This is a genomic window from Gluconacetobacter brunescens (genome assembly GCF_048695475.1).
GTDB lineage: Bacteria > Pseudomonadota > Alphaproteobacteria > Acetobacterales > Acetobacteraceae > Gluconacetobacter.
This window is the reverse complement of the sequence record NZ_JBLHEN010000001.1, coordinates 2,393,344-2,420,011: the sequence shown is the minus strand read 5'-3', so window position 1 is coordinate 2,420,011 and position 26,668 is coordinate 2,393,344. Positions and strand designations below refer to the sequence as shown.

Sequence of the window (26,668 nt, the reverse complement as noted above, 5' to 3'; positions counted from 1 at the left end):
GCCATGTTCGAGTTGCGGAACGTCGAAAAGCGTTATCCGGGCGTCCATGTTCTCAAGGGGGTCGATCTGGCGATCGCGCCCGGCGAGATCATCGGGCTGGTCGGCGAGAACGGGGCGGGGAAATCCACCCTGATGAAGATCATCTACGGCGCCGTGCAGCCGGATGCCGGCAGCGTCCTGATCGACGGTGCGCCCGTCCATTTTCGCAGTCCGCGCGACGCGATGAAGATGGGCATCGGCATGGTGTACCAGGAGCAGTCGCTGATTCCGAACCTCAGCGTGATGGAAAACATCTTTCTGGGGTTCGAGCAGCAGTTCGTGCATCTGGGGGTGATCCAGTGGCGGAAGATGGCGCAGGCGGCGCGGGTGCAGTTGCGCAAGGTGAAGCTGGATATCGACCCCGGCATGATCACCTCGCGCCTGACCTTCGCCCAGCGCCAGCTTGTGGAACTGGCGAAGGTGCTGGCGCTGGAAGAACGCGTCGAGGGGCATCTGGTGATTCTGCTCGACGAGCCGACCTCGGTGCTGTCGAAGGAGGAAATCGACCTGCTGTTCGGCCTGGTGCGGGAATTGCGGCGGCGGGCTTCGTTCGTCTTCGTGTCGCACCGGCTGGACGAGATCATCGCGCTGTCGGACCGGATTTATGTGCTGAAGGACGGCACGGTGGTCGATGTGCTCGCGGCGAAGGATGCGCGGGTGGAGACCATCCAGAAGAAGATGGTCGGGCGGGATATCGCGCTGGAATATTATCGCGAGAACCGGCAGGTGCCCTTTGACGCGGGCAAGGTGCTGCTGGAACTGGACAATGTCGTGCTGCCCGGCCGGCATCACGCGGTTTCGCTGACGCTGCATGCGGGCGAGGTTCTGGCGCTGGTGGGCGTCGAGGGTGCCGGGCGCGAGGGGATTCTGCGGGCGATCTTCGGTCTGAAGAAGCCGGAGAAAGGCACGATCCGTATTCGGGGCGAGGCCATGCGGACGTTCAGCGCCTCGAACAGTGTCGCGCACGGCGTGGGGTATATCCCGCGTGAGCGGAAGATCGAGGGCATCGCCAGCGGCATGAATGTCTATGAGAACATGACGCTGTCGCAGATGGGGCGGTATTCCCGTGGCGGGGTGCTGGATATTCCCGCCGAGCGGGCGCTGGCGCGGGACTGGATCAAGCGCCTGTCGATCAAGGTGCCGTCGGAAGAGTCCGATTGCGGGAATCTCTCGGGTGGCAACCAGCAGAAAGTCGTTCTGGCCAAATGGCGCAGCGGCGGGTCGGACATCATCCTGCTCGATCACCCGACGCGGGGCCTCGATATCGGCGCCAAGGAAGACGTGTACGACATGGTGCGGGACATGTCGGCCGATGGGGTCGGGGTCATTCTGGTCGCGGATACATTGGAGGAGGCCATCGGCCTCAGTCACACCATTGCGGTCATCAAGGATGGAGAGATCAGGACATGGTTCAATTGTCAGCCGGGCGCAAAGCCTTCTCTCTACGACCTGATCCATCACATGGTATGACCGACCGGGTGGCCCTGACCGAGCGGCTGCGGCGGCATTTTCCGTGGATCACGCTGACCACCCTGACCATCCTGGTCGGCATCACGGATATGAATTTCCTCCGCCCGGACAATCTGCTGAACCTGGCGGCCGATATCGTGCCGCTGCTGATCATGGCCATCGGCATGACGCTGGTGATCTATATCGGCAGTATCGACCTGTCGTCGCAATCGATCGCGAACATGGCGACGGTGCTGGCGACGATCGCGCTGCCTTCGGCGGGTGTCGGGGCCGGGGTGCTGGTTCTGGCCGTCGGGCTGGCGTTCGGCGCGGTGTCGGGGGTGGTGACCACACGGTTGAAGGTGCCCTCCTTCATCTCCACCCTGGCTGTGGGGGGCATTGCGCTGTCGGTGGGGCAGTTTGCCTCCGGCCAGCAGGCGCTGCACATGGATGCCGAGCAGCGGCGGCATGCCTTCGGCTGGATGGTGGGGCGTACCGCGGGCATTCCGCATGAGCTGATCGTGGCGCTGCTGCTGGTGGTGGTGGCGTGGTTCATCCAGGGGCGGATGACGGCCGGGCGGACCTTCAAGGCGATCGGGGCCGGGGAGCCGGTGGCCGTTTCCTCGGGCATCCGGGTGGAACGCTACAAGATCCTCGCCTTCGCGCTGTCGGGCATGTTCGCGGCGATCGCGGGGCTGGTCTTTTCCGTCAAGCTGTCGGGCGGGTCGCCCACGCTGGCGGAAGGGTTCCTGCTGCCGGCCATCGTCGCGGTGCTGGTGGGCGGCACGCCGCTGACCGGGGGCGTGGGTGGCGTGGTCAATACCGTGATCGGCACCATGATCGTGGCCGTGATCCGTGCCAGCATGCTGTATCTGAACATTCCCGCCATGGGGCAGCAGATTTTCTTCGGCCTCGTGCTGATCGTGGCGATCGCCACGACCATCGACCGCTCGAAAATGCGGATCGTCAAATAGTCGGATCGCCCTGGAAGCGATCCGGGAGAACGGACATGGACAACACTATGGAAGCGGCGGTGCTGATGGCACCGGGACAGTTCGAGGTGACGCGCGTGCCGGTTCCCGCCATCGGGCCGGACGATGTGCTGGTGCGGGTGGATCGCTGCGGCATCTGCGGCACGGATGTGCATATCTTCCAGGGCCATTATGCGGCGGACCGGCTGCCCTTTATTCCGGGGCATGAATTCACCGGCACGCTGGCGCGGCTCGGCGAGCGGGTCAGCGGGCTGGCGGTGGGGCAGCGGGTGGTGGCCGATATCAATATCGGTTGCGGGCACTGCTATTTCTGCCGGCGGAACGAGATCCTGAATTGCAGCGAGATGCGGCAGGTGGGCATTCATCGCGATGGCGCGTTTGCCGAATATGTCGCGGTGCCGGCGCGGCAGATCATTCCCGCGCCGGACGATGTGGCGCCGGAGGTGCTGGCGCTGACCGAGCCGGTGGCCTGCGTCGTGCGCGCCGCGCGCAAGGCGGGGGCGGGATTCGCGCAGTCGGTGGTGGTGCTGGGGGCCGGGCCGATCGGCAACCTGCATATCCAGATGATGCGTCTGGTGGGGGCGGCGCCGATCATCGCCGTCGAACTCTCGCCCGAGCGGGCGGAACTGGCGGCGCGCGCCGGGGCGGATGCGGTGGTGACACAGCCCGAGCGGGTGCTGGAGGTGGTGCGGTCCATGACCGGGGGGCGTGGGGCGGATATCGTGATCGAAAGCATCGGCTTGCCCGCGCTCTATGCGCAGGCGTTCGAACTGATCCGGCCGGGTGGGCATGTGGCGGCGTTCGGCATTACCGGGCCGGACGATACCATCCCGCTGCGGCTGCTGGAGATGGTGCTGAAGGAAAATTCGATCAAGGGATCGGTGGCCGGCATGGGAGAGGATATGCACGACGCGCTGGCCCTGCTGACGCATGGGCGGTTCCTGGTGGAGCCCTTTACCGGCAGCGTGGTTCCGCTGCGTGCGATCCAGTCGGCGTTCGATACGCTGCGGGATCGGCCGGGGGTGTTGAAGGTGCAGATCAGCCCTGTGATGTAAGGTTTCTGTTCTTTTTTGAAAAAAAAGAACCAAAAAACTTTGATTCGTTCAGGAGTTTTTTGCCGGGGCACGCGATGGCCCTGAACGGATCAAAAGTTTTTTTGCTTCTTTTTCTTCAGAAAAAGAAGAGAAAGGGGGAGCGGATTAATAACCGCTCTCCCTTTTTGTGTTCAGGCCGCCGCCCGATGAGCCGGGGTGACGTGGGGGTGGAACAGGCTGGCGTCCATGAGGCGCAGGGTGGGCGAGACCAGCAGCGGGGCCTGGGCCTGGTCGAGGATCTGGGTTTGGAGGTCGATGCCCGGGGCGATTTCGGTGACCATCAGGCCGTCGGGGGTGAGCTGCATGACGCAGCGTTCGGTGACGTAGAGGACTTCCTGGTCCTGGGCGATGGCGCGGGGGCCGGAGAAGGAGATCTGCTCCAGTTCATCGACGATTTTGGCGATCTTGCCTTCGCGCTCGATGATCAGTCGGCCGTCGGCGATGGAGAATTTGGCGCCGGCGTTGAAATAGCCGGAGAAGATGATGCGCCGGGCGCGCGAGGTGATGTCGACGAAGCCGCCCGAGCCGGCGGTGACGTGGGGCTGGGCCGAGAGCTTGGAGACGTTGACCGAGCCGTTGGGGTGGATCTGGAGGAAGGAGAGCAGGGAGACGTCGAAGCCGCCGGCCTGGAAATAGGTGAACTGGTGGGGCGAGGCGACGAAGGCTTCGGCGTTGGCGGCGCAGCCGAACTTGAAGTCGAGCAGGGGGATGCCGCCGACGGCGCCTTGCTCGATCACCCAGGTGACGTCGCCGTGGCGGCCTTCCTCAAGCAGGATGCGCGGCACGTTGGCCGAGATGCCGAAGCCGATATTGACCGCCCAGCCGGGTTGCAGTTCCCGCGCGACGCGGCGGGCCATGACCTTGGCGACGTTGAATTCGGGCAGGGCGAAGCTGTCGAGAGGCTTGAAGACCTCGCCCGAGATCGCCGGGTCGTATGGGGTGGCGGTGGTCTGGAGCTGGTCGGGGGTTTCGACGACGTAGTCGACCAGGATGCCGGGCACGCGGACATCGTGGGGGCGCAGGGTGCCGGACTGGGCGACGCGGCGGACCTGGGCGATGACGATGCCGCCGTTATTGTGGGCGGCGAGGGCGAGTTCCATCGCGCCCAGATAGGCGCCTTCGTCCTCGAAGGTAAGGTTGCCGCGCTCGTCGCCGGTGGTGGCGCGGATGATGGCCACGGTGGGGTGGATGGCGGGGAAATAGAGCCATTCCTCGCCCATGAACTCGATCTTGCTGACGACGGGCTCGGCCTGGGCGGCCTCGTTCATCGCGCAGCCTTCCTGCGTGGGGTCGACGAAGGTGTCGAGGCCGACTTTCGTCATCACGCCGGGCCGTTTGGCGGCGCCTTCGCGCAGCATGTCGAAGATGATGCCGCTGGGCACGTTGTAGGCCGCGACCTCGTTGCGCTTGACCATCTGCCGGATGACCGGCGGTTCGGCCGAGGACGGGCCGGAGGGGTAGGAGCCGCCGATGATCTTGCTGATCATGCCCGGCTGGGCCAGATGGTCCACCCCCTTGGTGCCGAACATGTCGCCGGCGGCGATGGGGTGGATGGTCGTGAGGTTGCGTGGCGCGCCCTCGGTGCGGAAACGCGCGCCCAGGGCCGCGAGGATGGCATCGGGGCAGCACAGGCCGCTCGATGAATTCACGGCGACGATGGCGCCATCTTCAACCAGCGATGCGACGTTCGTGGCCGTTCTGATTTTCGACATGCCGAATTCTCTTCTGGCTAAATGTAACTATCTGGTTAGATATATGATCGGGCATGAAGGCCGCAAGGGGAGAAGGCGGCGTGCCCCATCACACTGGCGTTTGCCGGGTGGCATTTGCCGGCCGGCTGTGATTCGAATGAGGGCAAGGATGGGGAGAGCGGCCGTGGAAAATGTTGCGGATGCGCTGTTTTTCGGGCGGGTGGCCCGGATGCCGGTGGTTTGCCGCCCCCGGCTGGCGAGGGTGGCAAAAGCCTTGTGACCGCTTCTGCCTGGGGTTAAATTTGCGGCCATATCTGGTCGCGTCCATTCGACGGCCGCAATGCTGGTCGCCGCTGCGACAAGGATATCCGTATGTCAAAGACACCGAATGCCATCAGACGGAGCGAACCGCGCAGGAAAGCGGCGGAGCCGGAAGTGGCCGTGCCGAGCCCCGCGCCGAGTCCGGCGCCGGCGCGCACCCGCGATGCCGAGGCGACGCAGAAGCGCATTCTGGCGGCGGCGAAGCGGGAATTCGCCATGAGCGGGCTGGCGGGGGCGCGCGTCGATGTGATTGCCGAGAAGGCCGAGGCCAACAAGCGGATGATCTACCATTATTTCGGTGGCAAGGAGGCGCTGTTTACCCGGGTTCTGGAAGATGCCTACACGGATCTTTATCAGGCGGAGCAGGCGCTGAAGTTCGATCATCTGGAGCCGGTGCAGGCTCTGGAAAGCCTGGTGCGGTTTACGTGGAATTATTACCTGGATAACCCGGAATTCCTTACGCTGGTCAACAGCGCGAACCTCTACAAGGCCACGCATCTGCGGGATTCCCGGATCATTCCCGTCATCAGCCAGAGCCGGCTGAAACGGCTGCAATCGCTGCTCGACCGGGGGGAGAAGGCCGGGGTGTTCCGGGGGGGCGTCGATGCGATGCAACTGAACATCACGATCGCGGCCATTGGATATTATTACCTGACCAACCGGTTTACCGGCTCCATCATCTTCAATTGCGACTTCATGGCGCCGCAATCGCTGAAGAAGCGGATCGAATTCAATATCGAGACGATCCATAACATGGTGTGCCGGTAACCGCTTTCCGCCAGGTCGGGAGCCTCTTATTCCATAGCGGAGAGGGCTGCGCCTTCGTCCGTTCGGGTGCCGCTTTTCTTGCGTGGGAGGAAGAGGGCCGGGCAGATGGCGAGGAGAATGAGCCCGAACGACCACAGGAAGGTGTGGCCGAATGCCGCGTTGAGCGCGGAGGCCAGACGGGCCTGCGTGGCCGGCGGGAGGGTGCGCAGGGCCCCCAGGCCGCCCTGGGCGACGGGGGCGATGTCGGAAAGCTGGTGACTGAGCACCACCGCGAGCAGCGCCGTGCCCATCGAGCCGCCGACGCGCTGCACCACGTTCAGCCCGCTGGTGGTGCGGGCGACCTGATGGCGCTGCACGGTGCTCATCGCCGCACTCATCGAGGGCATCATGGTCGCGCCCATGCCCAGACCGAGCAGGAACAGCATCGGTTCGATGGCCCAGAAGGGGGTGGTGCTTTCGATCCGGCTCAGGGCCAGCATGCCGGCCGCCACGCTTGTCAGGCCCGCCAGGACGACCTTGCCGGCGCCGATCCTGTCGGTCATGCGGGCGGCGAGCGGCATGGAGAGCATCGCGCCGATGCCCTGGGCGGCGAGGAGCATGCCGGCGTCGAAGGCGGGCTCTCCCCTGACGATCTGGAAATAGAGCGGCAGGATCAGGGACATGCCGAAGAAGGCGGTGCCGAACAGGAAGGTGGTCAGCGCGGAGGCGCCGACCGTGCGGCGGGTGAACATCCGCACGTCGATCAGCGGGTCCTGATGGCGCAGGGCGTGCACGATGAAGGCGGACACCAGCGCGAGGCCGGCAATGGCCGCGATGTCTCCGGTGGGGGCGCTGAAATCGCCGGCGGCGGCAATGCGGGCGAGGCCGAAGACGAAGATCGCCAGCCCCGGGGAGAGCAGCAGCAGGCCCAGCCAGTCCAGCGCGTGGTGCGGCTTGGGCTCGTCGGGCTCCAGAACCCGCTGGGCGGCGTAGAGCGCGATGGCGCCGACGGGCAGGTTGACGAAGAAGATCCAGCGCCATGAGACGTCATCGACCAGCCAGCCGCCGAGGATCGGGCCGCAGATCGGCCCCAGCAGCATAGGCACGCCGATAAGGCCCATCAGCCGGCCGATGCGCCTGGGGCCGGCGGCGTGGCTGAGGATCGTCATGCCGGCGGGCATGATCATGCCGCCGCCCAGCCCCTGGAGCACGCGGAACAGGATCAGCGTGGGCATGGACCACGCCGCGCCCGACAGGGCGGAGCCGCCGAGGAACAGGAGGATCGACGTCATGTACAGCCGCTTGGTGCCGAAGCGGTCGGCGGCCCAGCCCGTCAGGGGAATCACGGTCGCCAGGGCCAGCATGTAGCCGGTCGAGATCCATTGCGTCGTGGCCAGCGAGGCCCCGAAATCGTGCGACAGGTCGCGGATCGCCACGTTGATGATCGTGGTGTCGAGGATCGACATGAAGGTGCCCAGGACCACCACCGCCGCGATCCGCAGCAAATGCGGGTCCAGCCTGTCGTCATCCGGGCGGGGCGTGCTGGTGGCGTTCATGGGGCGGCTTTCGGTGGGGTGGCTTTCGATGGGGCTGGCGGACGCGGGCTGTCGAAAGAAACGGTTCTGCCCGATGTCGGACGGGGCTGAAAGCGTATTCCGTTCAGTTCGGATCGTCCTTTTCGTACCAGGCGAGTTTCGCGAAGATGTCCTCGCAGGCCAGCAGCCTGGCGCGTTCCTCCGCCGTCAGGGCGTGGGCCATCGCATCGGCCAGCCATTCCCGCCGCCTTTCCATGTCGGCGGAGAGGGCGCGCAGGCCGTCCTGGGTCAGGGAGAGGATGATTTCGCGCCGGTCGGCCGGGTTGGGCTGGCGCGCGATATGGCCGTGCTGTTCCAGCGTGGCGATGATGCGGGTCAGGGATTGGGGTTGCAGGAGTTCGTGCGCCGCCAGCCTTGCCGCCGGCATCGGGCCGAGCCGGTAGAGCGTGCCCATGATGCCGATCATCGCCAGCGGCAGGGACTCTTCGGGCCGCTCGCGGCGCAGGCGGCGGCCCAGCCAGAGGATGCCGCTCATCAGCCGGGCGATATCGCGGGTGCGTATGTCTGTCATTTAGTACGTACTGCGTATCTTTTGCGGGCTCATATGATACGCATAGCGTATGGATTCGCGTATGGCCATGACTGGAAGGAGGCTGATCCCGTGGGTTTGAAGAGTCACATGGCGGATGTCCTGCGCCTGGACCGGCAGACGGAACTGCGATGGCTGGAGATTGTCGTCTCCAGCGGGCTGATCGTGCTGCCGATCGGGCTCGGCCTGCTGGCGGGGCGGCTGGGGATGGGGCTGGCGGTCGCGACGGGGGCGCTGCTGGCCGGCAATGTGACGCTTCATGGCTCGGCGCGGGCGCGGGCGGAAGAGATCGTGCTGATGACGCTGTCGCTCTTTCTGGCCTGTCTTGTCGGCGGGTGCCTCGCCGGTGGCGGGGGCTGGGCCGATATGGGGCTGTGGGGGGCGACGACGCTGGCCGCGCTGATCGGGAATTTCGACCGGATCGCGGCGATCGTCACCGGTCGGTTCATCGTCTTTGTCGTGATCCTGACCGAGATGGCCCGGCAGGCGCATCATCCGCATGCCCTGGTGGTGCCGGTGATGACGGGGGGGATTCTGGCGGCGTGTCTGATCTCCGCTCTGGCGAAAGGGGTGTCGGCTTCGGCGCCGCCGGCGCCCGGTATCGGGGTGGGGGCGAAGGCGCGGCGGTGGGTGCGGTCGTGCCGCAGCCTGCCGGCCTGCCAGTTTCCGCTCAGGCTCGCCGTCCTGATGGCGCTGACGCTGTCGATGGATGCGCTGTGGCCGGAGCGGCATGTCCTGTGGGCGGCGCTGACCGTGGCGCTGCTGTGCCGGCGGCAGTTGGAGCGGGTTCCGATCCGGGCCTCGCAGCGGGCGCTGGGGGCTTCGCTGGGTGTGCTGCTGTCGTGCCTGTTCCTGGTTCACGCGCCTTCGCGCGGCGAATTCATCCTGTTTCTGGCCGGGCTTGGCATTGCGAGCATGGTGGCGCGAAAGCACAATTACATGCTCTACAGCATGGTCGCGACGCCGCTGATCATGGTGCTGGTCGGCGGGGGGAAGACCATCGGCGAAGCGATCCTGGTCGATCGGCTGGTGTGGACGATCGCGGGGGCGGCGCTGCTGCTGGCGGTGAATATCGTCGTTGTGAAAATGATAAGATATTGTGAAAGACGGGATATTCGGCCCCTGTGTGGCTGAGGGACAGATTCCTGCCATAAAGCGGCATCACGCTGCCGGGTGAGAGAGACACAGGCGGCCTGGGGTCGTTTTTCCGCATCGGGAGCGTGCCATGCAGCTTTCCAGTGTCGTCAACCGGTTCGGTTGGGGGGAGCGCGGCGGGGATCTGCCGCGCGAGGCCTCGCGCGACTGGCTGGCCGGGCAGTTGCAGGGGCCGGATGCCGCCCGCTTCACGGGGGTTGGCGAGACCGCCGACGGGCTGATCGCCCTGCGGACGCAGCGGCGGGAGAAGATGCAGGGCGACCCTTTGGTCAAGCCGATCTTCCAGGCCGAGGTCGCCACCCAGTTGGACGCCCTGCTGCTGACGGAACAGCCGTTTCGCGAGCGGCTGGCATGGTTCTGGTTCAATCATTTTACTGTCAGCATGCGTCAGGGGGGCACGCGTGGCGTGGTGGGGGCCTATATGCGCGAGGCGATCCGTCCGCATGTGACCGGGCGCTTCGCCGATATGCTGCTGGCCGTCATGCGTCATCCGGCGATGCTGATGTATCTGGACAATGCATCCTCCATCGGGCCGAACAGTTCCGCCGGGCGGAAAAGCCGAAAGGGGCTGAACGAGAACCTGGCGCGCGAATGCCTGGAGCTGCATACGGTCTCGCCCGCCGCCGGGTACAGCCAGGCCGATGTGACGGCGTTTGCCGCCGTCCTGACCGGCTGGAGCGTCGACATGCGCGCCGAGCGGCCGGGCTTCGTCTTTCGGGACAAGGCGCATGAGCCCGGGGCGAAGACCGTGATGGGGCAGGTGTTTCCCGAAGGCGAGGCGGGGGGCGTGCAGGCGTTGCATTTCCTGGGCACGCATCCGGCGACCTATCGCCACATTGCCACGCAACTGGTCGGCCATTTTATCTCCGACACGCCGGCGCCGGGTGATATTGCGCGGATTGCCGCTGTCTTGCAGGCCAGCGGGGGGGATCTGGGGGTGGCGTCGCTGGCGCTGGCCGATCTGCCGGATGCGGGCCGGCCGGGCGGCAAGTTCCGTTCGCCGATGGATTATGCCACCGCCGTCATGCGCGCGCTGTCGCTCGGCGGGGCGCCGAGCCGGCCGGATGATCCGCATACGCCGGCACATATGTTGTTCGCGGCTTTTGCCGGGTTGGGGCAGCCGCTGTGGACGGCGCCGCTGCCGAACGGGTGGAGCGACCGCGCGGTGGACTGGTCGGCGCCGGCCGACCTGCTGGCGCGTACCGACTGGGCCTGGCGGATGGCCGCGCATGTGCGTGCGGGAGACCCGCTGGAGATCGCCCATGCGGCGCTCGGGCCGGCCCTGCGGCAGCCGACCGTGCTGGCGATGCGTCAGGCCGGGTCGCGGCAGGATGCGCTGGCCCTGCTGTTTTCCTCCCCCGAATTCCAGAGGCGCTGACCCATGATGATCCGTCGTCGTTCCGCCCTGCTGGGGCTTGCCGCGAGCTGGACGTGCGGGCGGTCGTCGCTTGCCCTTGCCGGCTCGGGGGGCGGCCCGGACGATCCGCGCTTCGTCGTGATCATCCTGCGCGGCGCGCTGGATGGGCTTGCCGCCGTGACGCCCTATGGCGACCCCGACATCGTGGCGCATCGGCAGGGCCTGCTGCTGCCGCAGCCGGGGCAGGAAGGGGGATTGCTGGATCTGGGCGGCTTCTACGGCCTGCATCCGGCGCTGGCGGGGCTGCACGACCTGTATGGCGCGGGGCAGATGCTGCCGATTCATGCGGTGGCCGGGCATTATCGCAGCCGGTCGCATTTCGAGGCGCAGGATTACCTGGAAAGCGGCGCGGACCAGCGGCTGGACAGTGGCTGGCTGAACCGCGCCGTCGCCGCCCTGCCGGGGCGCGGCCGCCGCCCGGACGGGTATGGGCTTGCCATGGGCCTCTCCGTGCCGCTGCTGCTGCGGGGGGCGGCGCATATCGGCACGTTTGCGCCGGCTGCCAGCCAGCATCCGGACCCGGCGCTGTATCGTCAGATCGCGGCGCTCAATGCGGCCGATCCGCTGACGGGGCCGGCTTTTCGCGACGGGTTGAGGGCGCGTGGCTTCTCCGAATCCCTCATGGATGGGGCGCCGGCTGTCTCGCGGCCGGCGGATGGGCACAAGCCGGACCCGTTCACGGTTCTCTCGACCGCTGCCGGGCAGATGCTGGCGGCGCCGGAAGGCCCGCGCGTCGCGGCGCTGGAGATTGGCGGGTGGGATACCCATGCCGGACAGGTCGGGCGCCTGAAGGGGCCTCTGGCCCAGCTCGATCGCGGCGTGCAGGCGTTGCGGGGCGCGCTGGGGGCGGAATGGCGGCGGACGGTCGTGCTGGCCATGACCGAGTTCGGCCGTACCGTACGCATGAACGGCACCGGCGGCACCGATCATGGCACGGCGACCGTCGCCTTCCTGATGGGTGGTGCCGTGGCCGGGGGGCGCGTGGGGGGCTCGTGGCCCGGCCTGCGGCCCGGCCAGCTTTTCGAAAACCGCGACCTGGCGCCGACGACCGATCTGCGCGCCGTCGCGGGGGGCGTGCTGCGCGACCATCTGGGGGTGCCCCATGGCGCGCTGGCGCGGATCTTTCCGGGGGCGACGGGCGAGACCATGCGGGGGCTGGTGCGGGTGGCCTGAAGGCCGCCGGATGGTCCTGAGCGGATATTCAGAATTGTTTTTTCGGCGTGACGAAGGAATTATGGGATCGTCGCTACGATCATGGGTCATGTGGGCCGTGGTCGGTCCTCGCGCACCTTCTTCTGCCGTACAGGTTCTGCTTCATGTCCGTACTGACGCCGCCTCCGCTGCCGGGCAAACGCAAGGCATGGACGTATCGGCCGGCCGCGGCGCCTCCTCTGGCGGATTTTCTGGCCGGTGGGGAGGCCCGCCAGCGCTTCCTGCGCTATTGGGTGCGCGATAATCGCGGAAATCTCTTCGATCTGGCGTTCTTTTTTACGTTCAGGCTGGTTCCGGCCGCCCGGTGTTCGCATTTTGGCCGGTGGCTGGGGCGCGTGCTGGTTCCGCGTGCCTATGTCGGCCCCATGCAGCGGGCCCGCGCCAATTTCGAAACGCTTTTTCCCGACCGGGCGCCGGACGCCATTGCCGGCATGGTCGATGATTATGTGGAATCGCAGGGGCGGCAGATGGTCGAGTATTCGGCTGTCTCGCGCCTGGCGCGGCGGCCGGGCGGCGTGCGGCATGTCGGTCTGGAGCATTTGAAGGCATGCCGGGACGGCCCGGTTATTTTCATGGGGCTGCATCTGAGCAACTGGGAAATCCTAATGCAGTGCCTGGGCGATCTGGGGCTGAAGCTCTCGCTCAATTACGATCCGCCACGGCGCCGGGGCCGGCACTGGATCGTGCGGTATGTGCGCACGCGGGCGGGTATCGCGCTGCTGCCGCCCGGCCGCCAGGCTGTGCGGCCGGCCCTGCGCGTGCTGGAGGGGAAGGGGCAGCTTCTTGTCTTCTGTGACGAAGGGTTCAATGGTCAGATCCGGGCGCCCTTCCTGGGCCGTCCGGCCAATCTGGAAACCAATTATGCCCTCGTGGCGCGCCTGGCCCGCCGCACGGGCGCGCGGATCTGCCCAGTCTATCTGACTCGGGAGGAGGGCGTGCGGTTCACGCTGACAATCCTGGAATCGTTCGACCTGAATCGTGAGCCCGCTTCGCTGCTGGATGATGTCGAGCGCCTGAATGCGATCGTGGAGCCGCTTGTGCGCAGCTATGCGCCGCAATGGTATTTCATAGATAACCGCCTCGTATCGTAGAGTCTGCCCGTAAATGCGCGCTGGCGTCGGATCGCTGCCAGCGTGGATTTCCAAACAGGCTCTGAGTTGGATTGGGTAATGCCTGGTCGTTACAAGAATATGGATACTATTTTCTGTCGGGATCTCTAAAAAAACACGGGTGGCGTTTGTATTCATGGTTGTTTTTAATAATAATATGCTCCATTGCTTTTTCGAAATGTAACGGTAATCTGGGAATTCTTTTTATTTTCTTGACGCATTCTCCATTTTGTGACGTGATGATTGATCTGCGTTAGAGGTGTCAGGGGCTTTTTTTAATGCGCGCACGGTTCTGGCAACCGGTCGAGATTGTGGAACATGTTTCCGACACCGTCCTGGAACCGGTCCATGCGGCGTATTATTCCGGGCCGCCGGGGAAATATCTGCATCTGCTCCTGCAGGCGCGGCGGGATTTCCTCTCGATCTGGCGCGTGGGCGACTATCGGGAAAAAGTGTCGCAGATCCGTATCCTCGGGCGGCAGATTGTGCTGGTGAACTCGCCCGAAATGATCCGCGATATCCTGGTGAAGCGGCGCGACAATTACGAGCGCAAGAGCCCCCAGATGCGCCGCGCGCTGGAATACCTGCTGGGCGACGGGCTGTTCATTTCCGACGGGCCGACCTGGCGGCAGCGCCGGGCCCTGGTCTCGGACATCGTGCATAAGGACCGGGTGCCCGCCTTCAGCCCGATCATCGAACGGACCGCCCTGGAAATGGTGCGGCGGTGGCAGCAGATCCCGGACCGCACCACGATTGACATCCTGCCCGAAATGGCGGCGCTGACGGCGGAAATCATCTCGCGCAGCGTGTTCGGCCAGGAACTGGGCAATGCCGACACGGCCGAGGTGTCGGAGAGTTTCACGCAATACCAGGCGCTGGTGGATTCGACCAATCCCGGATATTTCCTGGGGCTGGACGAAGGGCTGCCGATGGTGCGCACGCCGGCCCTGCGGCGGGCGGTGCGGCGGCTGCATCATGTGATCGACCGGATCGTCGAGGACCATCTGGCGGGCCGGGGCAGCCATAACTCGATGATGGAACTGCTGATCCGGCGGCAGAAGCGCAACCCCGAGCTGGGGCTGAACGCGGTGGCCCTGCGCAACGAGGCCGCGACCATTTTCATGGCGGGGCACGAGACCACGGCGGCGACGCTGACCTGGGTGTGGTATCTGCTGGCCCGTGCGCCCTGGGTGGAGCGCGCGGTCCATGAGGAAATCGCCGCCGTGTGCGGCGACCGCGCCCCGACGGTGGACGACCTGCCGCAATTGCGCTGGTGCCAGGCGGTGATCGAGGAAACGCTGCGGCTCTATCCGCCGGTGCCGATCCTGGCCCGCCAGAACCGTGATGCGGACCAGATCGGGGATATCGCCGTCCGTCCCGGCTCGCTGATCCTGATCGTGCCGTGGCTGCTGCATCGCACCGAAAGCCTGTTCGAGGCGCCGCATGAATTCCGACCCGAACGCTTCATGGACGGGCATCGGCCCGAACCCTACAGCTATATCCCGTTCGCCAGCGGGCCGCGCGTCTGTCCGGGCCAGCATTTCGGCATGACCGAGGCCATTCTCTGCCTGGCCATTCTGGCGCAGCGCTTCCGGGTCGTTCTGCCGCGCGACCAGGACGTCGTGCCGCAATGCCGGCTGACGCTGCGGCCGCGGGATGGCCTGCCGGCGATGCTCGTTCACCGGCAGGCCGGCCCCGCCGGAGGGGGCGTGGCGCCCGCGCCGGTCCGGAGCACGGAACGTGCGGCTGCCGGCTGTCCGTACTCGGCCTGATCCGCAGGCGGGTTGCGTTCAGAGGCTGTTTCAAAGACCCCGCTGGCGGCGGCCATCGCCATGCTTCCACTCACGATCGGAGCTTTTGAAAACAGGCTCCTGTCGGCGCCATTTCTGTTCGGTTTCGGAATGATTGGCGCGTTTCAGGTCGCCGGCCTGGGAAACTCTGGAATTTTCTTGATTGCGCCGGGATGGTTGTGTCTCCGGCAAGGCGGTCTCATGCCGGCGGCTTCATCTCTTGCAGAGTTCCCCCCCCTTAACCTCGGGTTATGGCAGGAGGTTTTTTTAGATCGTTGACCGTCAATATTATTGTGCCGTAACGTTATGTTATCGGATTATTGTTATTCAGAACAAATAGTTAGCGCGGCAAAAAGCCTCTGATGCCAGATCTGTGGGTCGGGCTGGGAGGTCGCCGTGCCGGCATGGATCGTATCTGGCGGGAGAGAGAAAATGAAAGCTCGGCAGTGGTCGACGCAGGGTCCTCGTGTCAGGGCCGGATTGCTTCGCACGACGGCGATTGCCGGCCTTGCTGTGGTTTCGGCCGTTTCCTCGGCGGGCGCTGCCGAGAAAACGGCCTCTGCCCACAAGCAACATGGGAAGAAGGTCCATCAGGGCGTGGCGGCCCCGGCTGCCGCCACCAGTGCCATGCGGCCTTCCGCCGCGCCGCATTCCCGCCGTGCGGCGCCCGCGCGCCATGACGATCCGGAAGCGATCCAGGTCGAGGCGTCGCGTGTCCGCAGCCATGGTGCCGAGGTGGCCGTCACCCGTGCGGTGATGGATCGTTTCGTTGCGGGCACGAACCCGATGCAGATCCTGTCGATGACCACGCCGGGCGCCAATTTCACCTCGACCGATGCGTTTGGCCTGGATACCTACGGCAATACGTTCTACGTGCGCGGTTTCACCCAGATGCAGATCGGCGCGACGCTGGACGGCATTCCGCTCGGCACCCAGGGTTTTGCCAACTATAACGGCGTTTCGATTACCCAGGCGATGATCCAGGACGATCTGGGCGGCATGACGATGTCGCAGGGGGCCGGGGCGCTGGACTCGTTCTCGGCGCAGAATCTCGGCGGGGCGATGACCTATACGACCTCCGACCCCAAGGACAAGGCCGGGGGCAAGATCAGCCAGACATTCGGCAGCTACAATGCCTATCGCACCTATGGGCGCGTGGACAGCGGCATACTGAACCCGACCGGCACCAAATTCTATGCCTCTTTCGCCCGCACCAATACGAATATGTGGAAAGGGCAGGGTTATCAGAGCGAATTGCAGGCCGATGCCAAGGTCGTGCAGCCGGTCGGCGACCGGGGCCGGATAACCGCCTTCTTCGGCTATGGTAATTTCACGCAGGGAAATTACCTGACCATGACGAAGAACATGTGGGAAAAGATGGGCCGCTATTCGACCTATCTGAAGCCCGATTATGAAAAGGCCAAGCTCTGGGCCTATTATGCGCAATATACCAGTGACGTTCCGCCGGGCTACGAGGGCGTTCTGTCCAATGACGAGATCGGCGATTATGCCTGGGATGCTTCCCAGGTGCAGCGCACCTATCTCTCGGCGGTCACGGGTCATTTCGATCTGTTCAAGAACGTCTCTTCGGATACCGTTGCCTATGGCGACGTCAGCAGCGCCATCCATGGCGGCACCAATAACTTCGTGACCTCGCCCAGCTATGGCGTGCCGACCCTGCTGGCCGACGGCACGGTCTCGGGGGTGCCGATGGCGCTGGGGATGGCCCATGCCGCCATGCGCCGGCTGGGCTTTACGCAGAAATTCTCGATCGAGGCGCCGCACAACAACCATATCGAGACCGGCCTGTGGTACGAGAATAACCAGTGGATCTATAACTCGCGTTTGTATGAAGATTACCTGGACGCCGGGCATAAATGGAACTCGGACTTCAAGCCCAGCCAGGCCCATACGTGGTTCGACGATACGTACAACACCAATACGTTCCAGTTCTTTTTGCAGGATCGCTGGACGATCATCCCCGGCATGACCCTGCTGGCCGGGTTCAAGTCCCTGACCCAGACGACGCATGGCGGAACGAAGCACGATTTTACCGACCAGCTCGATGCCGGAGGCTGGAACACCTATTATCGGCATGCCGCGACCGGTACCATGACCGCGTCGGCGGCCTTCCTGCCGCATTTCAACTTCGATTACCATTTTCTCGATCATCACGAATTCTACTGGGATATCGCCGAGAATATGCGCGCCTACGATTATTACTCGCAGACGTCGAGCGGCACGGCGTGGGGCGGGTTGGGGAACGCCACCACGACCGCCCAGCAGGTCTTCGATGCGAATACGAAGCTGCTGCGGCCGGAACGGACGTGGAACTACATTGTCGGATACCGGTATGATTCGCGCTTCTTCTCCGGCAGCGTCGATTTCTACCATACCGATTATTACAACCGCCTGGCCTCCATCACCGAGGGAAGCGGCGCGACGGCGCATGGTGCCTACCTGAATGTCGGGCGGGAAACCATGAACGGGGCGGATGTGATGGCGACGATCCGCCCGGTGCGGGGGCTGGAGATCACCAACAGCTTCAGCTGGAACGACGCGGAATATCAGAGCCGTTCCATCAATTATGGCGGCACCACATACAGCCTGAAGGGCAAGCGGCAGGTCTATTATCCGAAGTTCATGTACAAGGCGAACCTGAACTATACGTGGCGGGAGGTGATGTTCAATTTCAACGCGAACTATATCAGCTCGCGGCCCATGACCTATCTCAACGACGAGTCCATCCCGGCCTACTGGGTGACGAATCTCAACCTGGCCTATAATTTCGGCAGGATCGGCTTTACGCAGAACCTCAAGGCCACGCTGGGTGTGACCAACCTGTTCAACAAGAACTATATCGGCGGTGTGTATGGCGCGGCGTCGGTTTCGGGCGATGACAATGCCAACCTGTTCGTCGCGGCGCCGCGGGAATATTATGGCACGGTCTCGGCCGAGTTCTGATATCGGCCCCGCCGGGCCCGCGTGGCCCGGCGTCCTGCTTCCGCCTGCCCGAGGATGATTGGTTCGTGAGAAAGATCCTGCTGCTGTCCGCCTGTCTTGCCGCCCTGCCATGGATGGCGGTGGCAGGGGAACCCTCCGCGCCCGGCGGTGGCATCGCCGCCGACATGCCGGAGCATTTCGAGGCGCAGGAAGCGAGCTTTGGCTATGTGCGCCGGGATGTGATGATCCCGATGCGCGACGGCGCGAAGCTGCATACGGTCATCGTCATTCCCAAGGGAGCCCATGGCGCGCCGATCCTGCTGACGCGCACGCCCTATGATGCCGACCACATGGTCTCCTTCGCCTCCAGCGGCAATATGGGGCCGATCCTGCAAGGCTATGACAACATGCCCGACGTGATCGCGGATGGCGGGTATATCCGCGTCATCCAGGATGTGCGGGGCAAATACGGATCGGAAGGGCGGTATGTGATGAACCGCCCGATGCGCGGGCCGTTGAACGGTACCGCGGTCGATCACAGCACCGACACCTGGGATACGATCGAATGGCTGGTGCATAACCTGCCAGAGAGCAACGGCAAGGTCGGCATCCTTGGCGTGTCCTATGACGGCTATACCGCCATCACCGCGCTGTTCCATCCGCATCCGGCGCTGAAGGTCTCGGTGCCGATGAACCCGATGGTCGATGGCTGGATGGGCGATGACTGGTTCCATAACGGGGCATTCCGCGAGGAAATGCTGCCCTATATCTACGAGCAGGACGGCACGCCGAAAAATACGACCACCTGGTGGGCCAGCCAGTACGATTCCTACGACGTGTTCCTGCGGGCGGGTTCCGCCGGGGCGGCCGGGCGCATGCGCGGCATGGACCAGATCGGCTTCTTCCGCCAGATCCTGGCTCACCCGGCCTATGACCAGTGGTGGCAGCTTCAGGCGATGGACAGGCTGCTGCCGCGCGAGGGGCTGACGGTGCCGACGATGCTGGTCCATAGCCTGTGGGACCAGGAGGATAATTACGGCGCCATCGCCATGTATTATGCGCTGGAGAAGGACCCGGCGGCGGCGTCGCATCTCTGGCTGGCCGTCGGCCCCTGGAACCATGGCGGCGAGATCCATGAGGCCAGCACGATGGGGCCGGTCAGGCTGCGTTCCGATACCGGGCTGTATTTCCGCCAGAACATTCTGGAGCCGTTCCTGGCGCATTACCTCAAGGACAGCAGCATTCCCTTGCCCGCGCGCGTCACGGCGTTCCGCAGTGGCGAGAATCGGTGGGAGCGCGAAGAGGCGTTGCCGCTGCGTGAGTGTGCCTCGGGTTGCACGACGCTGCATCTGCAACCCGGCCAGGGGCTTGGCGCGCAGGCGCCGGGTGCCGATGCGGGGGTGGCGCGCTATGTGTCCGACCCCGAGCATCCGGTGCCCTATGTGGCGCGGCCGGTCGTCTCGAAAGGGCGGCCGGATTCGAACTGGCGGAACTGGCTGGCGACCGACCAGCGCAACATGGCGGCCCGCCCCGATGTGCTGAGTTTCACCTCGCCGGTGCTGACGGCGCCGTTCGTCGTCCGTGGCCAGCCGCATATGCATCTGACGGCCGCGACCACGGGCACCGATGGCGATTTCGTGGTGAAGCTGATCGACGTCTATCCCGACGAGGTGGCCGACCAGCCGGAGATGGGTGGGTATCAGCTCATGATCAGCGCGGATATCCTGCGTGGGCGTTATCGCGAGAGCTTCGCGCAGCCGCACCCCATTCCGGCCAATGTGCCGCAGGCCTATGACATGGCGCTGCCGCTGGCGAACCACACCTTCCTGCCGGGGCACCGGATCATGATCCAGATCCAGTCAAGCTGGTTCCCGCTCTATGACCGCAATCCGCAGACCTATGTGGAGAATATCTTCCTCGCCCCGAAGGAGGCTTATCGTCCGGCCACCGTCAGCGTGGATATCGCCCGGAGCTGGCTGGAGGTTCATGGCGGCGCATCAGCGGGCCATTGACGCTCCGGGCCCGTAGGATGCGGGGGCGGCCTGGTCGTCGGGCCGGTGGTGGTCGTGCCAGGACAGGACGACCACCGGTGCCATGATGGCCAGATATTCGGTGAAGAACAGGCCCATCATGATCCGCCGGGCGAGGTCGGGCCCGTCGAGGGGGGCGGGGGCCGTCGCCACATGGAACGCGGTCAGGATCAGGCCGATGCAGGACAATGCGGCGATGGTGATGGCCGTGGCCAGCCAGCATCGTCCGACGATACGGCGTTCCGCCCCGGTGCGTTCCTCGGCCGGCTTGCGCAGGATCGGATGGCGCGACCGGAAGGTGACGAACCAGGAAAACGACAGGCCCATGGGCACCCAGATCGCGGCCTGTGCCCATCCGTTGTAGCGGCCCATGACCTGCCATGCGCCCAGGCCGGCCACGAGCATGCAAACGGGTAGAATGACCCACAGCCTCGGCGCCAGGCGCGCCGGCCGGGACTGGGGATCGACAGGGGTGAAATCCAGCCCCAGCCGGCGGATCGGCGCGGTCAGGAGCAGGGCGCCGCGATCGAGTGCGGCGGTCAGGCGGGCGTTGGTGCGGGCAAAGGACGAGGGATAGGGCATCGTTTCCTGCTGCTCATCCCGCTCATCCCGCATGATGATGTCCCTTTTATTTGCCCGTGCCGCCGACCGTCAGGCCGGTCATCTTCAGGGTCGGCTGGCCGACGCCGACCGGTACGCCCTGACCACTTTTACCGCAGGTGCCGATGCCGGGGTCAAGCGCCATGTCGCCGCCGATCATGGACACCTTGGTCATCGCATCCGCGCCGTTGCCGATCAGGGTGGCGCCGCGCACCGGCGCGGTCACCTTGCCGTCTTCGATCAGGTAGGCTTCCGAGGCCGCGAAGACGAACTTGCCCGAGGTGATGTCCACCTGCCCGCCGCCGAAATTGACCGCGTACAGGCCGCGCTTGGTGGAGCGGATCATTTCCTCGGTGGTGGCGTTGCCGCCCAGCATGATGGTGTTGGTCATGCGCGGCATCGGCGCGTGGGCGTAGGACTGGCGGCGGCCGTTGCCGGTGGGGCGCACGCCCATCAGCCGCGCGTTCATCCGGTCCTGCAGATAGCCGGTCAGGATGCCGTCCTCGATTAGCACGGTGCGGCCGGTGGGGGTGCCTTCGTCATCGACCGTCAGGCTGCCGCGCCGCTCGGGCAGGGTGCCGTCATCGACCACCGTGACGCCGGGGGCGGCCACGCGCTGGCCCATCAGCCCGGCGAAGGCGGAAGTGCCCTTGCGGTTGAAATCGCCTTCCAGCCCGTGGCCCACGGCCTCGTGCAGCAGGATGCCCGGCCAGCCCGCGCCCAGCACCACTTCCATCTCGCCGGCCGGGGCGGGCACGGCGTCGAGATTGACCAGGGCCATGCGCAGGGCTTCGTCCACCGCGCCCTTCCACACCGCTTCGTCCAGCAGGCGGGTGTAGGCATAGCGGCCGCCCATGCCGTGGCCGCCGCTCTCGCGCCGTCCGTCGCGTTCCACCACCACCGACACGTTCAGCCGCACCAGCGGGCGGAGGTCGGCGACGCGGGTGCCGTCGCCCCGGACGATCTGCACCGCCTGCCATTCCGCCGCCAGTGAGGCCGAGACCTGCACCACGCGCGGGTCGCGGGCGCGGGCGTAGCTATCCAGCGCCGACAGCAGCGCGGCGCGGGAGGCGAAATCGGTGTCGCCCAGGGGGTTGGCATCGCCGTACAGGCGCTGGTTGGTGGCCTGCGGGGGGGCCGCCATGGTGCCGGAACGGCCGGCGCGTACCTGCGTGACCGTGTCGGCGGCGCGCCTGATGGCCGATTCGCTGAGTTCGTCGGAATGGGCGAAGCCGGTTTCCTCGCCCAGGATCGCGCGCAGCCCGAAGCCCGAGGAGGTGTCGAAGGTGGCGGAGCGGATGACGCCGTCATCGAGCGAGATGAATTCGCTTTCGCGATATTCCAGGAACAGCTCGCCGTCATCCATGCCGTCCAGCGTGCGGCGGATCAGCGCCTCGGTGCCGGCGCGGTCGAGCGTGGCGCCCGCGCGCTCGAAGAACAGCCGGTCGGTCGCCGTCAGCGGATTCAGGATCTGGTCGGTCATGGTCATCGGGGGCGGGCTCCGGACGGTGCGCGGGAACGGGAGGAGAGGGGGCGTGATGGTCTGTCGGGATTCATAATCGTATTCCGATGTGGGGCGAAAGCGCCTGCTTGACCAGTGCCGGCCTATGCTGTCCGCCAGATGAACTTCATGCCATCCGGGTCGTTTTTCTTATGAACCTTCGGTACCACGGGGCATTCTGTCCTGCCAACACCCTGACCGAGCAAGGATTTCCTGCCTGGTGACGTTCTATATTCCGGTGCGACGCGCCATTGGGCCCGGTCGCGACCCCGCCACGCCTCTGCCTTTTCGCCGCACGCGGCCGCGTGCGGCGGCGCTGCTGGCCGCCGGGCTGGCGTTGCCCTTCGTGCCGCCGGCGATGGCCGCGCCTGATGCGGCGACGGCGTTGGTGCCGGCACCCGCCTCTGCGTCCAGCCCTGCGCCGGCGTCCGCGCAGGCATCGGCTTCGGCTGCCGCGTCCGGCTCCGCCCCGGCGCCCGTGCAGGCATCGGTTTCGGCTGCCGCGTCCGGTTCCGCACCGGCGCCCGCGCAGGCTTCGGTTCCGGCTGCTGCGTCTGGTTCCGCCCCGGCGCCCGCGCAGGCATCGGTTCCGGCTTCCGCGTCCGGTTCCGCCCCGGAGCCCGTGCAGGCTTCGGTTTCGACTGTCGCGTCCGGTTCCGCACCGGCGCCCGCGCAGGCGTCGGCTCCGGTTGTCGCGCCCGGTTCCGCACCGGCGTCCGTGCAGGCATCGGGCCCGGTCGCCGCGCCCAGTCCCGCGCCGGCCTCCGCCGCCGATCTTCTGTCGCCGCCTTCGATTGCGCTGGACGGGCTGTTCGCCGCCATTTCCGCCGCGCGGATCTTTGCCGATGCCAAGACGGCGGCCGATGCCGTGCCCGACCGCGCGCCGGCTGACCTGCTGGCGGAATACAAGCGGGCGAAAGGGGAGTCGGGGTTCGACCTGACCAGCTTCGTGGCCCAGCATTTCTCGGTGCCGCAGCAGCGCCTCGTCTCCTATCGCCGGCATCAGGACGAAAGCGTGCGCGAGTATATCGACGGCATGTGGGATGTGCTGAGCCGGCCGCCGGATCGGCCGCCCGCCTTCTCGTCGCTGCTGCCGCTGCCCGAGCCCTATGTGGTGCCTGGCGGCCGGTTCCGCGAGCTTTATTACTGGGATTCCTATTTCACGCTGATCGGGCTGTCGGAAAGCGGGCGGTTCGACCTGCTGCGCAGCACGATCCGCGACATTGCCTCGCTGGTCGACGGTTACGGGCATATGCCCAATGGCAGCCGAACCTATTATCTCAGCCGGTCCGAGCCGCCTTTCCTGGCGCTGATGGTCGATCTGCTGGCGCGGCATGACGGGCCGCAGACCTATGTGACCTTCCTGCCGGAATTGCAGCGTGAATATGAATACTGGATGGAGGGAGCCGAGGGGCTGGCGCCCGGCACGGCCCATCGCCGCGTGGTGCGTCTGGCGGACGGCACGGTGATGAACCGGTACTGGGACGACCAGGATACGCCGCGCGACGAGAGTTATCCGCAGGATATCGCCACCGCCGCCGCATCGGACCGCCCGGCTGCCGAGATCTATCGCAATCTGCGCGCCGGAGCGGAAAGCGGATGGGATTATTCCTCGCGCTGGTTGGCCGACGGCCACACGCTGACTACGATCCATACCACCGACCTGCTGCCGGTGGACCTGAACAGCCTGATCGCGCATCTGCAACAGACGCTGGCCCATGCCTACGAGGTGCGGGGCGACCAGGCCCTGGCGCAGCATTATGCGCAACTGGCGACCGGGCGGATCGCCGCCATCCGGCGCGTGATGTGGGACCCGGCCCAGGGGGCGTTCTTCGATTATGACTGGACGAAGCAGGCGCTGACGCCGGTTCTGTCGACCGCGACGCTGGTGCCGCTGTTCCTGGAGGCCGCGACGCCCGAGCAGGCGCGCGCGGTGGCGGCGACGGTGCGGGCCCGGCTGTTGAAGGCGGGCGGGGTGGTGACGACCGAGCAGGCGACCGGCCAGCAATGGGATGCGCCGAACGGCTGGGCCCCCGAGGAATGGATGGCCATCATGGGGCTGGCCCGCTACGGGGAGGACGACCTGGCGCGCGAGATCGCCACGCGGTGGATGGCGCGGGTGGTGACGACCTATCAGGCGTCGGGCGTGCTGCTGGAAAAATACGACGTGGTGAGCCCGTCGATCAGCCCGATGGGCGGGGCCGGGGGCGGCGAATACCCGATGCAGATCGGGTTCGGCTGGACCAACGGCACCCTGCTGGGCCTGATGAAACGCTATCCGGCGGCCACGCCGCCCTCGGTGGCGCCGTCGGCGGCTTCCGTGCCATCCGCGGCCGGGCCGCTGCCTGTCGCTCCGGCGTCCGATACGGCCGGAGCCGCGCCGTTACACGCGGCCGACGCCGCGCAGCCGGTGCAGCGCCACGATGGCGACGGTCAGCAGGACGGCGCCCCAGGTCTGGTGCACGGTGCCGGCCCAGGCGGGCACGACCAGCAGCAGGGTGGTGACGCCCAGGGCGTACTGGATCAGAACCGCCCAGCCCAGTAGCATCAGGATGTCCTGCGCCGGCTTGCCCAGTTGCGGCGTGCGCAGGCCGCTGAACACGGTGGCGCCGATCGCCAGCGCGGTGACGGTGGCCAGCAGCCGGTGGTCGAACTGGACGGCGGGGATGTTGGCGAACCAGTTGAGCCAGAAGGGCGACAGCTTGGCATAGCCCTGCGGGATCAGGTGCCCTTCCATCAGCGGGAAGGTGTTGTAGGCAAAGCCCGCATGGGTGCCGGCGGTGAAGCCGCCGGCGATGATGGTGATGCCGATCAGCATCGTGGCGCACCAGACCAGCCGCTTGGTCCGCACCACCGCGACCGTGGCGGGAATGAAGGCGGGAACCGGGGTGCGGATCGACAGTGCCGTCCACAGGATGGCGATATAGAGCGCGAAGGCGCAGCACAGATGCAGCACCAGGCGCACCGGCTCCACCGCCGTGCTGTTGGCGTCGAAGCCCGAGGCGACCATGAACCAGCCCACCGCCCCTTGCAGCCCGCCCAGCACGAAGAACAGCAGCAGCCGCGCGATCAGCCCGCGCGTGAGCGCGCCGGTGACCGCGAACCAGATCAGCGGCACCAGCAGCACCAGCCCGATCAGCCGGCCCCAGAACCGGTGGGTCCATTCCGCCCAGAAAATCTTCTGGAACCCGGCCAGCCCGAACCCGTCATGCAGGATCTTGTATTGCGGGATGGTCTGATAGAGCGCGAACTGGCGCTCCCACTCCGCATGGGACAGCGGCGGAATCATGCCCGTGACCGGGCGCCAGTCCATGATCGACAGGCCCGAGCCCGTCAGGCGCGTATAGCCGCCCAGCGCGATCATGCCGATCAGCATGAAGCAGATGACGAACAGCCACGTGGAGATGCGCTGCCGGTTGCGGGGCGAGATGGACGAGGCGCCGTCGCGGGCGGCGGCGGTTTGCGGGATGGTATGTGCGGACATGGAAGCGATTTAGACCCGCCTTGCCGCCGGTCGCAAGCCGATGCTAGTGCATGGCGCGCACCCCGGATGCCGGGATGTGCCTCTTCCCGTCACGCCATGAATGATTCCAGCATCGGACCTGACGCCGTGGCCGCTTTCTTTCCTCGTTTCGCCCCGCGCGCGGCATGACGGATCGCGCTGTTCTCCAGCCGCCGCGCACAGGCGGGCTGGCCGTGCTGGCGCGGCCGGCGCTGATGGTGGCGGCCTGCATCGCGGTGGGGCTGGCGCTGCGCCATGCGCCGGGCCTGCGGGGGATGCTGGGCGATACCGCGCTGCTGCGGGACGGCATGGCGGGGCGGCTGGTCTTTCTGCTGGCGGGCTCGGCGATCTGTGCCGTGGGGCTGCCGCGCCAGCTGGTCTGCTTTGCCGCCGGCGTGGCGTACGGCGCGCCCGAGGGCATCGTGCTGGCCAGCCTGGCGACGCTGGCGGGGGCGGCCGGCGGGTTCGGCTGGGCGCGCGGGGTGGGGCGGGCGAGCGTGCGGCGGCGGCTGGCCGGGCGGCTGGCCCGGCTGGACGGGTTCGTGACCGCCCATCCCTTCACCGCCATCCTCACCATTCGCCTGCTGCCCGTGGGCTCGGCGCTGATGCTGAACCTGCTGGCCGGGGTTTCGGGGGCGGGGTTCGTGCCATTCATGCTCGCGACGCTGCTGGGCAGCCTGCCGCAGACGGTGGTGTTCGTGCTGCTGGGTGGCGGGGCAAGGATCGGGCATGGCTGGCAGGTGGGGCTGGCGGCGCTGCTGTTCGCCGGGTCCGGCGCGCTGGGCCTGTGGCTGGCGCGGCGCATGGCGTCGCGGGGCGATGACCCGGAGGCGCATGACCCCGAGCATGTCCCTGAGGCGCATGTCCCTGGGGCGCGTGCCCCCGGGGTGCCGTGAACGTGCCATCTTGTGGCCCCGTTCCGCCCGTCTGATCCGGGGGTGGGCGGCGTCGC

18 protein-coding genes and 1 pseudogene are annotated in these 26,668 nt (G+C 66.1%); 13 read left to right on the top strand and 6 right to left on the bottom strand.

Annotated features, from left to right (window positions below):
• Positions 1-3 precede the first annotated feature (3 nt).
• The 3 genes from ACMAUO_RS10725 to ACMAUO_RS10715 are packed head-to-tail and all read left to right on the top strand — an operon-like array spanning position 4 to position 3,535.
• On the top strand, positions 4-1,509 hold the full coding sequence (locus ACMAUO_RS10725) for a sugar ABC transporter ATP-binding protein (RefSeq protein WP_420356872.1): 1,506 nt from the start codon (positions 4-6) through the stop codon (positions 1,507-1,509).
• Complete coding sequence (locus ACMAUO_RS10720; RefSeq protein WP_420356871.1) at positions 1,506-2,462, top strand: ABC transporter permease; 957 nt, start codon at positions 1,506-1,508, stop codon at positions 2,460-2,462. The genes ACMAUO_RS10725 and ACMAUO_RS10720 overlap by 4 nt, the downstream gene beginning before the upstream one ends.
• A gap of 35 nt (positions 2,463-2,497) precedes the next feature.
• Positions 2,498-3,535: a zinc-dependent alcohol dehydrogenase gene (locus ACMAUO_RS10715; RefSeq protein ID WP_420356870.1), complete on the top strand. Its 1,038-nt coding sequence runs from the start codon at positions 2,498-2,500 to the stop codon at positions 3,533-3,535.
• A 170-nt stretch (positions 3,536-3,705) separates the two neighbouring features.
• On the opposite strand, the gene ACMAUO_RS10710 is transcribed toward ACMAUO_RS10715, so the two are convergent.
• Positions 3,706-5,286 carry an acyl CoA:acetate/3-ketoacid CoA transferase gene (locus tag ACMAUO_RS10710; RefSeq protein ID WP_420356869.1) on the bottom strand — a complete coding sequence of 527 codons (1,581 nt, stop codon included), beginning with the start codon at positions 5,284-5,286 and terminating at the stop codon, positions 3,706-3,708.
• Positions 5,287-5,637: 351 nt separating this feature from the next.
• On the opposite strand from ACMAUO_RS10710, the gene ACMAUO_RS10705 reads away from it, so the two are divergent.
• Positions 5,638-6,354 (top strand): TetR/AcrR family transcriptional regulator, encoded by a 717-nt coding sequence (locus ACMAUO_RS10705; RefSeq protein WP_420356868.1) that lies wholly within the window; start codon positions 5,638-5,640, stop codon positions 6,352-6,354.
• Positions 6,355-6,380: 26 nt separating this feature from the next.
• Here the strand turns inward: ACMAUO_RS10705 and ACMAUO_RS10700 are convergent, their stop codons facing one another.
• Entirely contained in the window at positions 6,381-7,889 is a 1,509-nt protein-coding gene (locus tag ACMAUO_RS10700; RefSeq protein ID WP_420356867.1) for a DHA2 family efflux MFS transporter permease subunit, read from the bottom strand.
• Positions 7,890-7,992: 103 nt separating this feature from the next.
• A complete protein-coding gene (locus ACMAUO_RS10695) occupies positions 7,993-8,439 on the bottom strand; it encodes a MarR family winged helix-turn-helix transcriptional regulator (protein WP_420356866.1) in 447 nt (148 codons plus the stop codon).
• Positions 8,440-8,529: 90 nt separating this feature from the next.
• Between ACMAUO_RS10695 and ACMAUO_RS10690 the strand changes: the two genes are divergently transcribed.
• From ACMAUO_RS10690 to ACMAUO_RS10660, 7 genes are all read left to right on the top strand, one after another.
• On the top strand, positions 8,530-9,591 hold the full coding sequence (locus ACMAUO_RS10690) for an FUSC family protein (protein WP_420356865.1): 1,062 nt from the start codon (positions 8,530-8,532) through the stop codon (positions 9,589-9,591).
• A 91-nt stretch (positions 9,592-9,682) separates the two neighbouring features.
• Positions 9,683-10,990 (top strand): DUF1800 domain-containing protein, encoded by a 1,308-nt coding sequence (locus ACMAUO_RS10685; protein ID WP_420356864.1) that lies wholly within the window; start codon positions 9,683-9,685, stop codon positions 10,988-10,990.
• Positions 10,991-10,993: 3 nt separating this feature from the next.
• A complete protein-coding gene (locus tag ACMAUO_RS10680; protein WP_420356863.1) occupies positions 10,994-12,202 on the top strand; it encodes a DUF1501 domain-containing protein in 1,209 nt (402 codons plus the stop codon).
• A 143-nt stretch (positions 12,203-12,345) separates the two neighbouring features.
• Positions 12,346-13,332, top strand: a complete 987-nt coding sequence (locus ACMAUO_RS10675) for a lysophospholipid acyltransferase family protein (protein WP_420356862.1) — start codon at positions 12,346-12,348, stop codon at positions 13,330-13,332.
• A 296-nt stretch (positions 13,333-13,628) separates the two neighbouring features.
• The gene (locus ACMAUO_RS10670; protein ID WP_420356861.1) at positions 13,629-15,122 is read left to right on the top strand and encodes a cytochrome P450; all 1,494 of its coding nucleotides are present in this window, start codon (positions 13,629-13,631) and stop codon (positions 15,120-15,122) included.
• A gap of 450 nt (positions 15,123-15,572) precedes the next feature.
• On the top strand, positions 15,573-18,104 hold the full coding sequence (locus tag ACMAUO_RS10665; protein WP_420356860.1) for a TonB-dependent receptor domain-containing protein: 2,532 nt from the start codon (positions 15,573-15,575) through the stop codon (positions 18,102-18,104).
• A gap of 113 nt (positions 18,105-18,217) precedes the next feature.
• Positions 18,218-20,095: a CocE/NonD family hydrolase gene (locus ACMAUO_RS10660; RefSeq protein WP_420357267.1), complete on the top strand. Its 1,878-nt coding sequence runs from the start codon at positions 18,218-18,220 to the stop codon at positions 20,093-20,095.
• Here ACMAUO_RS10660 and ACMAUO_RS10655 read toward each other — a convergent pair.
• Together ACMAUO_RS10655 and tldD are read right to left on the bottom strand one after the other, a co-directional pair.
• Positions 20,081-20,728: a hypothetical protein gene (locus ACMAUO_RS10655; RefSeq protein WP_420356859.1), complete on the bottom strand. Its 648-nt coding sequence runs from the start codon at positions 20,726-20,728 to the stop codon at positions 20,081-20,083. The genes ACMAUO_RS10660 and ACMAUO_RS10655 overlap by 15 nt on opposite strands.
• Before the next feature lie 13 nt (positions 20,729-20,741).
• Positions 20,742-22,202 (bottom strand): metalloprotease TldD, encoded by a 1,461-nt coding sequence (gene tldD / locus ACMAUO_RS10650; protein WP_420356858.1) that lies wholly within the window; start codon positions 22,200-22,202, stop codon positions 20,742-20,744.
• Positions 22,203-22,572: 370 nt separating this feature from the next.
• Between tldD and treA the strand changes: the two are divergent.
• Positions 22,573-24,435: pseudogene (gene treA / locus ACMAUO_RS10645) on the top strand (alpha,alpha-trehalase TreA); the annotation flags it as partial.
• Positions 24,436-24,597: 162 nt separating this feature from the next.
• On the opposite strand, the gene ACMAUO_RS10640 reads toward treA, so the two are convergent.
• Positions 24,598-25,698 (bottom strand): COX15/CtaA family protein, encoded by a 1,101-nt coding sequence (locus ACMAUO_RS10640; protein ID WP_420356857.1) that lies wholly within the window; start codon positions 25,696-25,698, stop codon positions 24,598-24,600.
• Between the two features lie 164 nt (positions 25,699-25,862).
• Here ACMAUO_RS10640 and ACMAUO_RS10635 point away from each other — a divergent pair, with 164 nt between their 5' ends.
• Positions 25,863-26,612 carry a TVP38/TMEM64 family protein gene (locus ACMAUO_RS10635; RefSeq protein ID WP_420356856.1) on the top strand — a complete coding sequence of 250 codons (750 nt, stop codon included), beginning with the start codon at positions 25,863-25,865 and terminating at the stop codon, positions 26,610-26,612.
• Positions 26,613-26,668 lie beyond the last annotated feature (56 nt).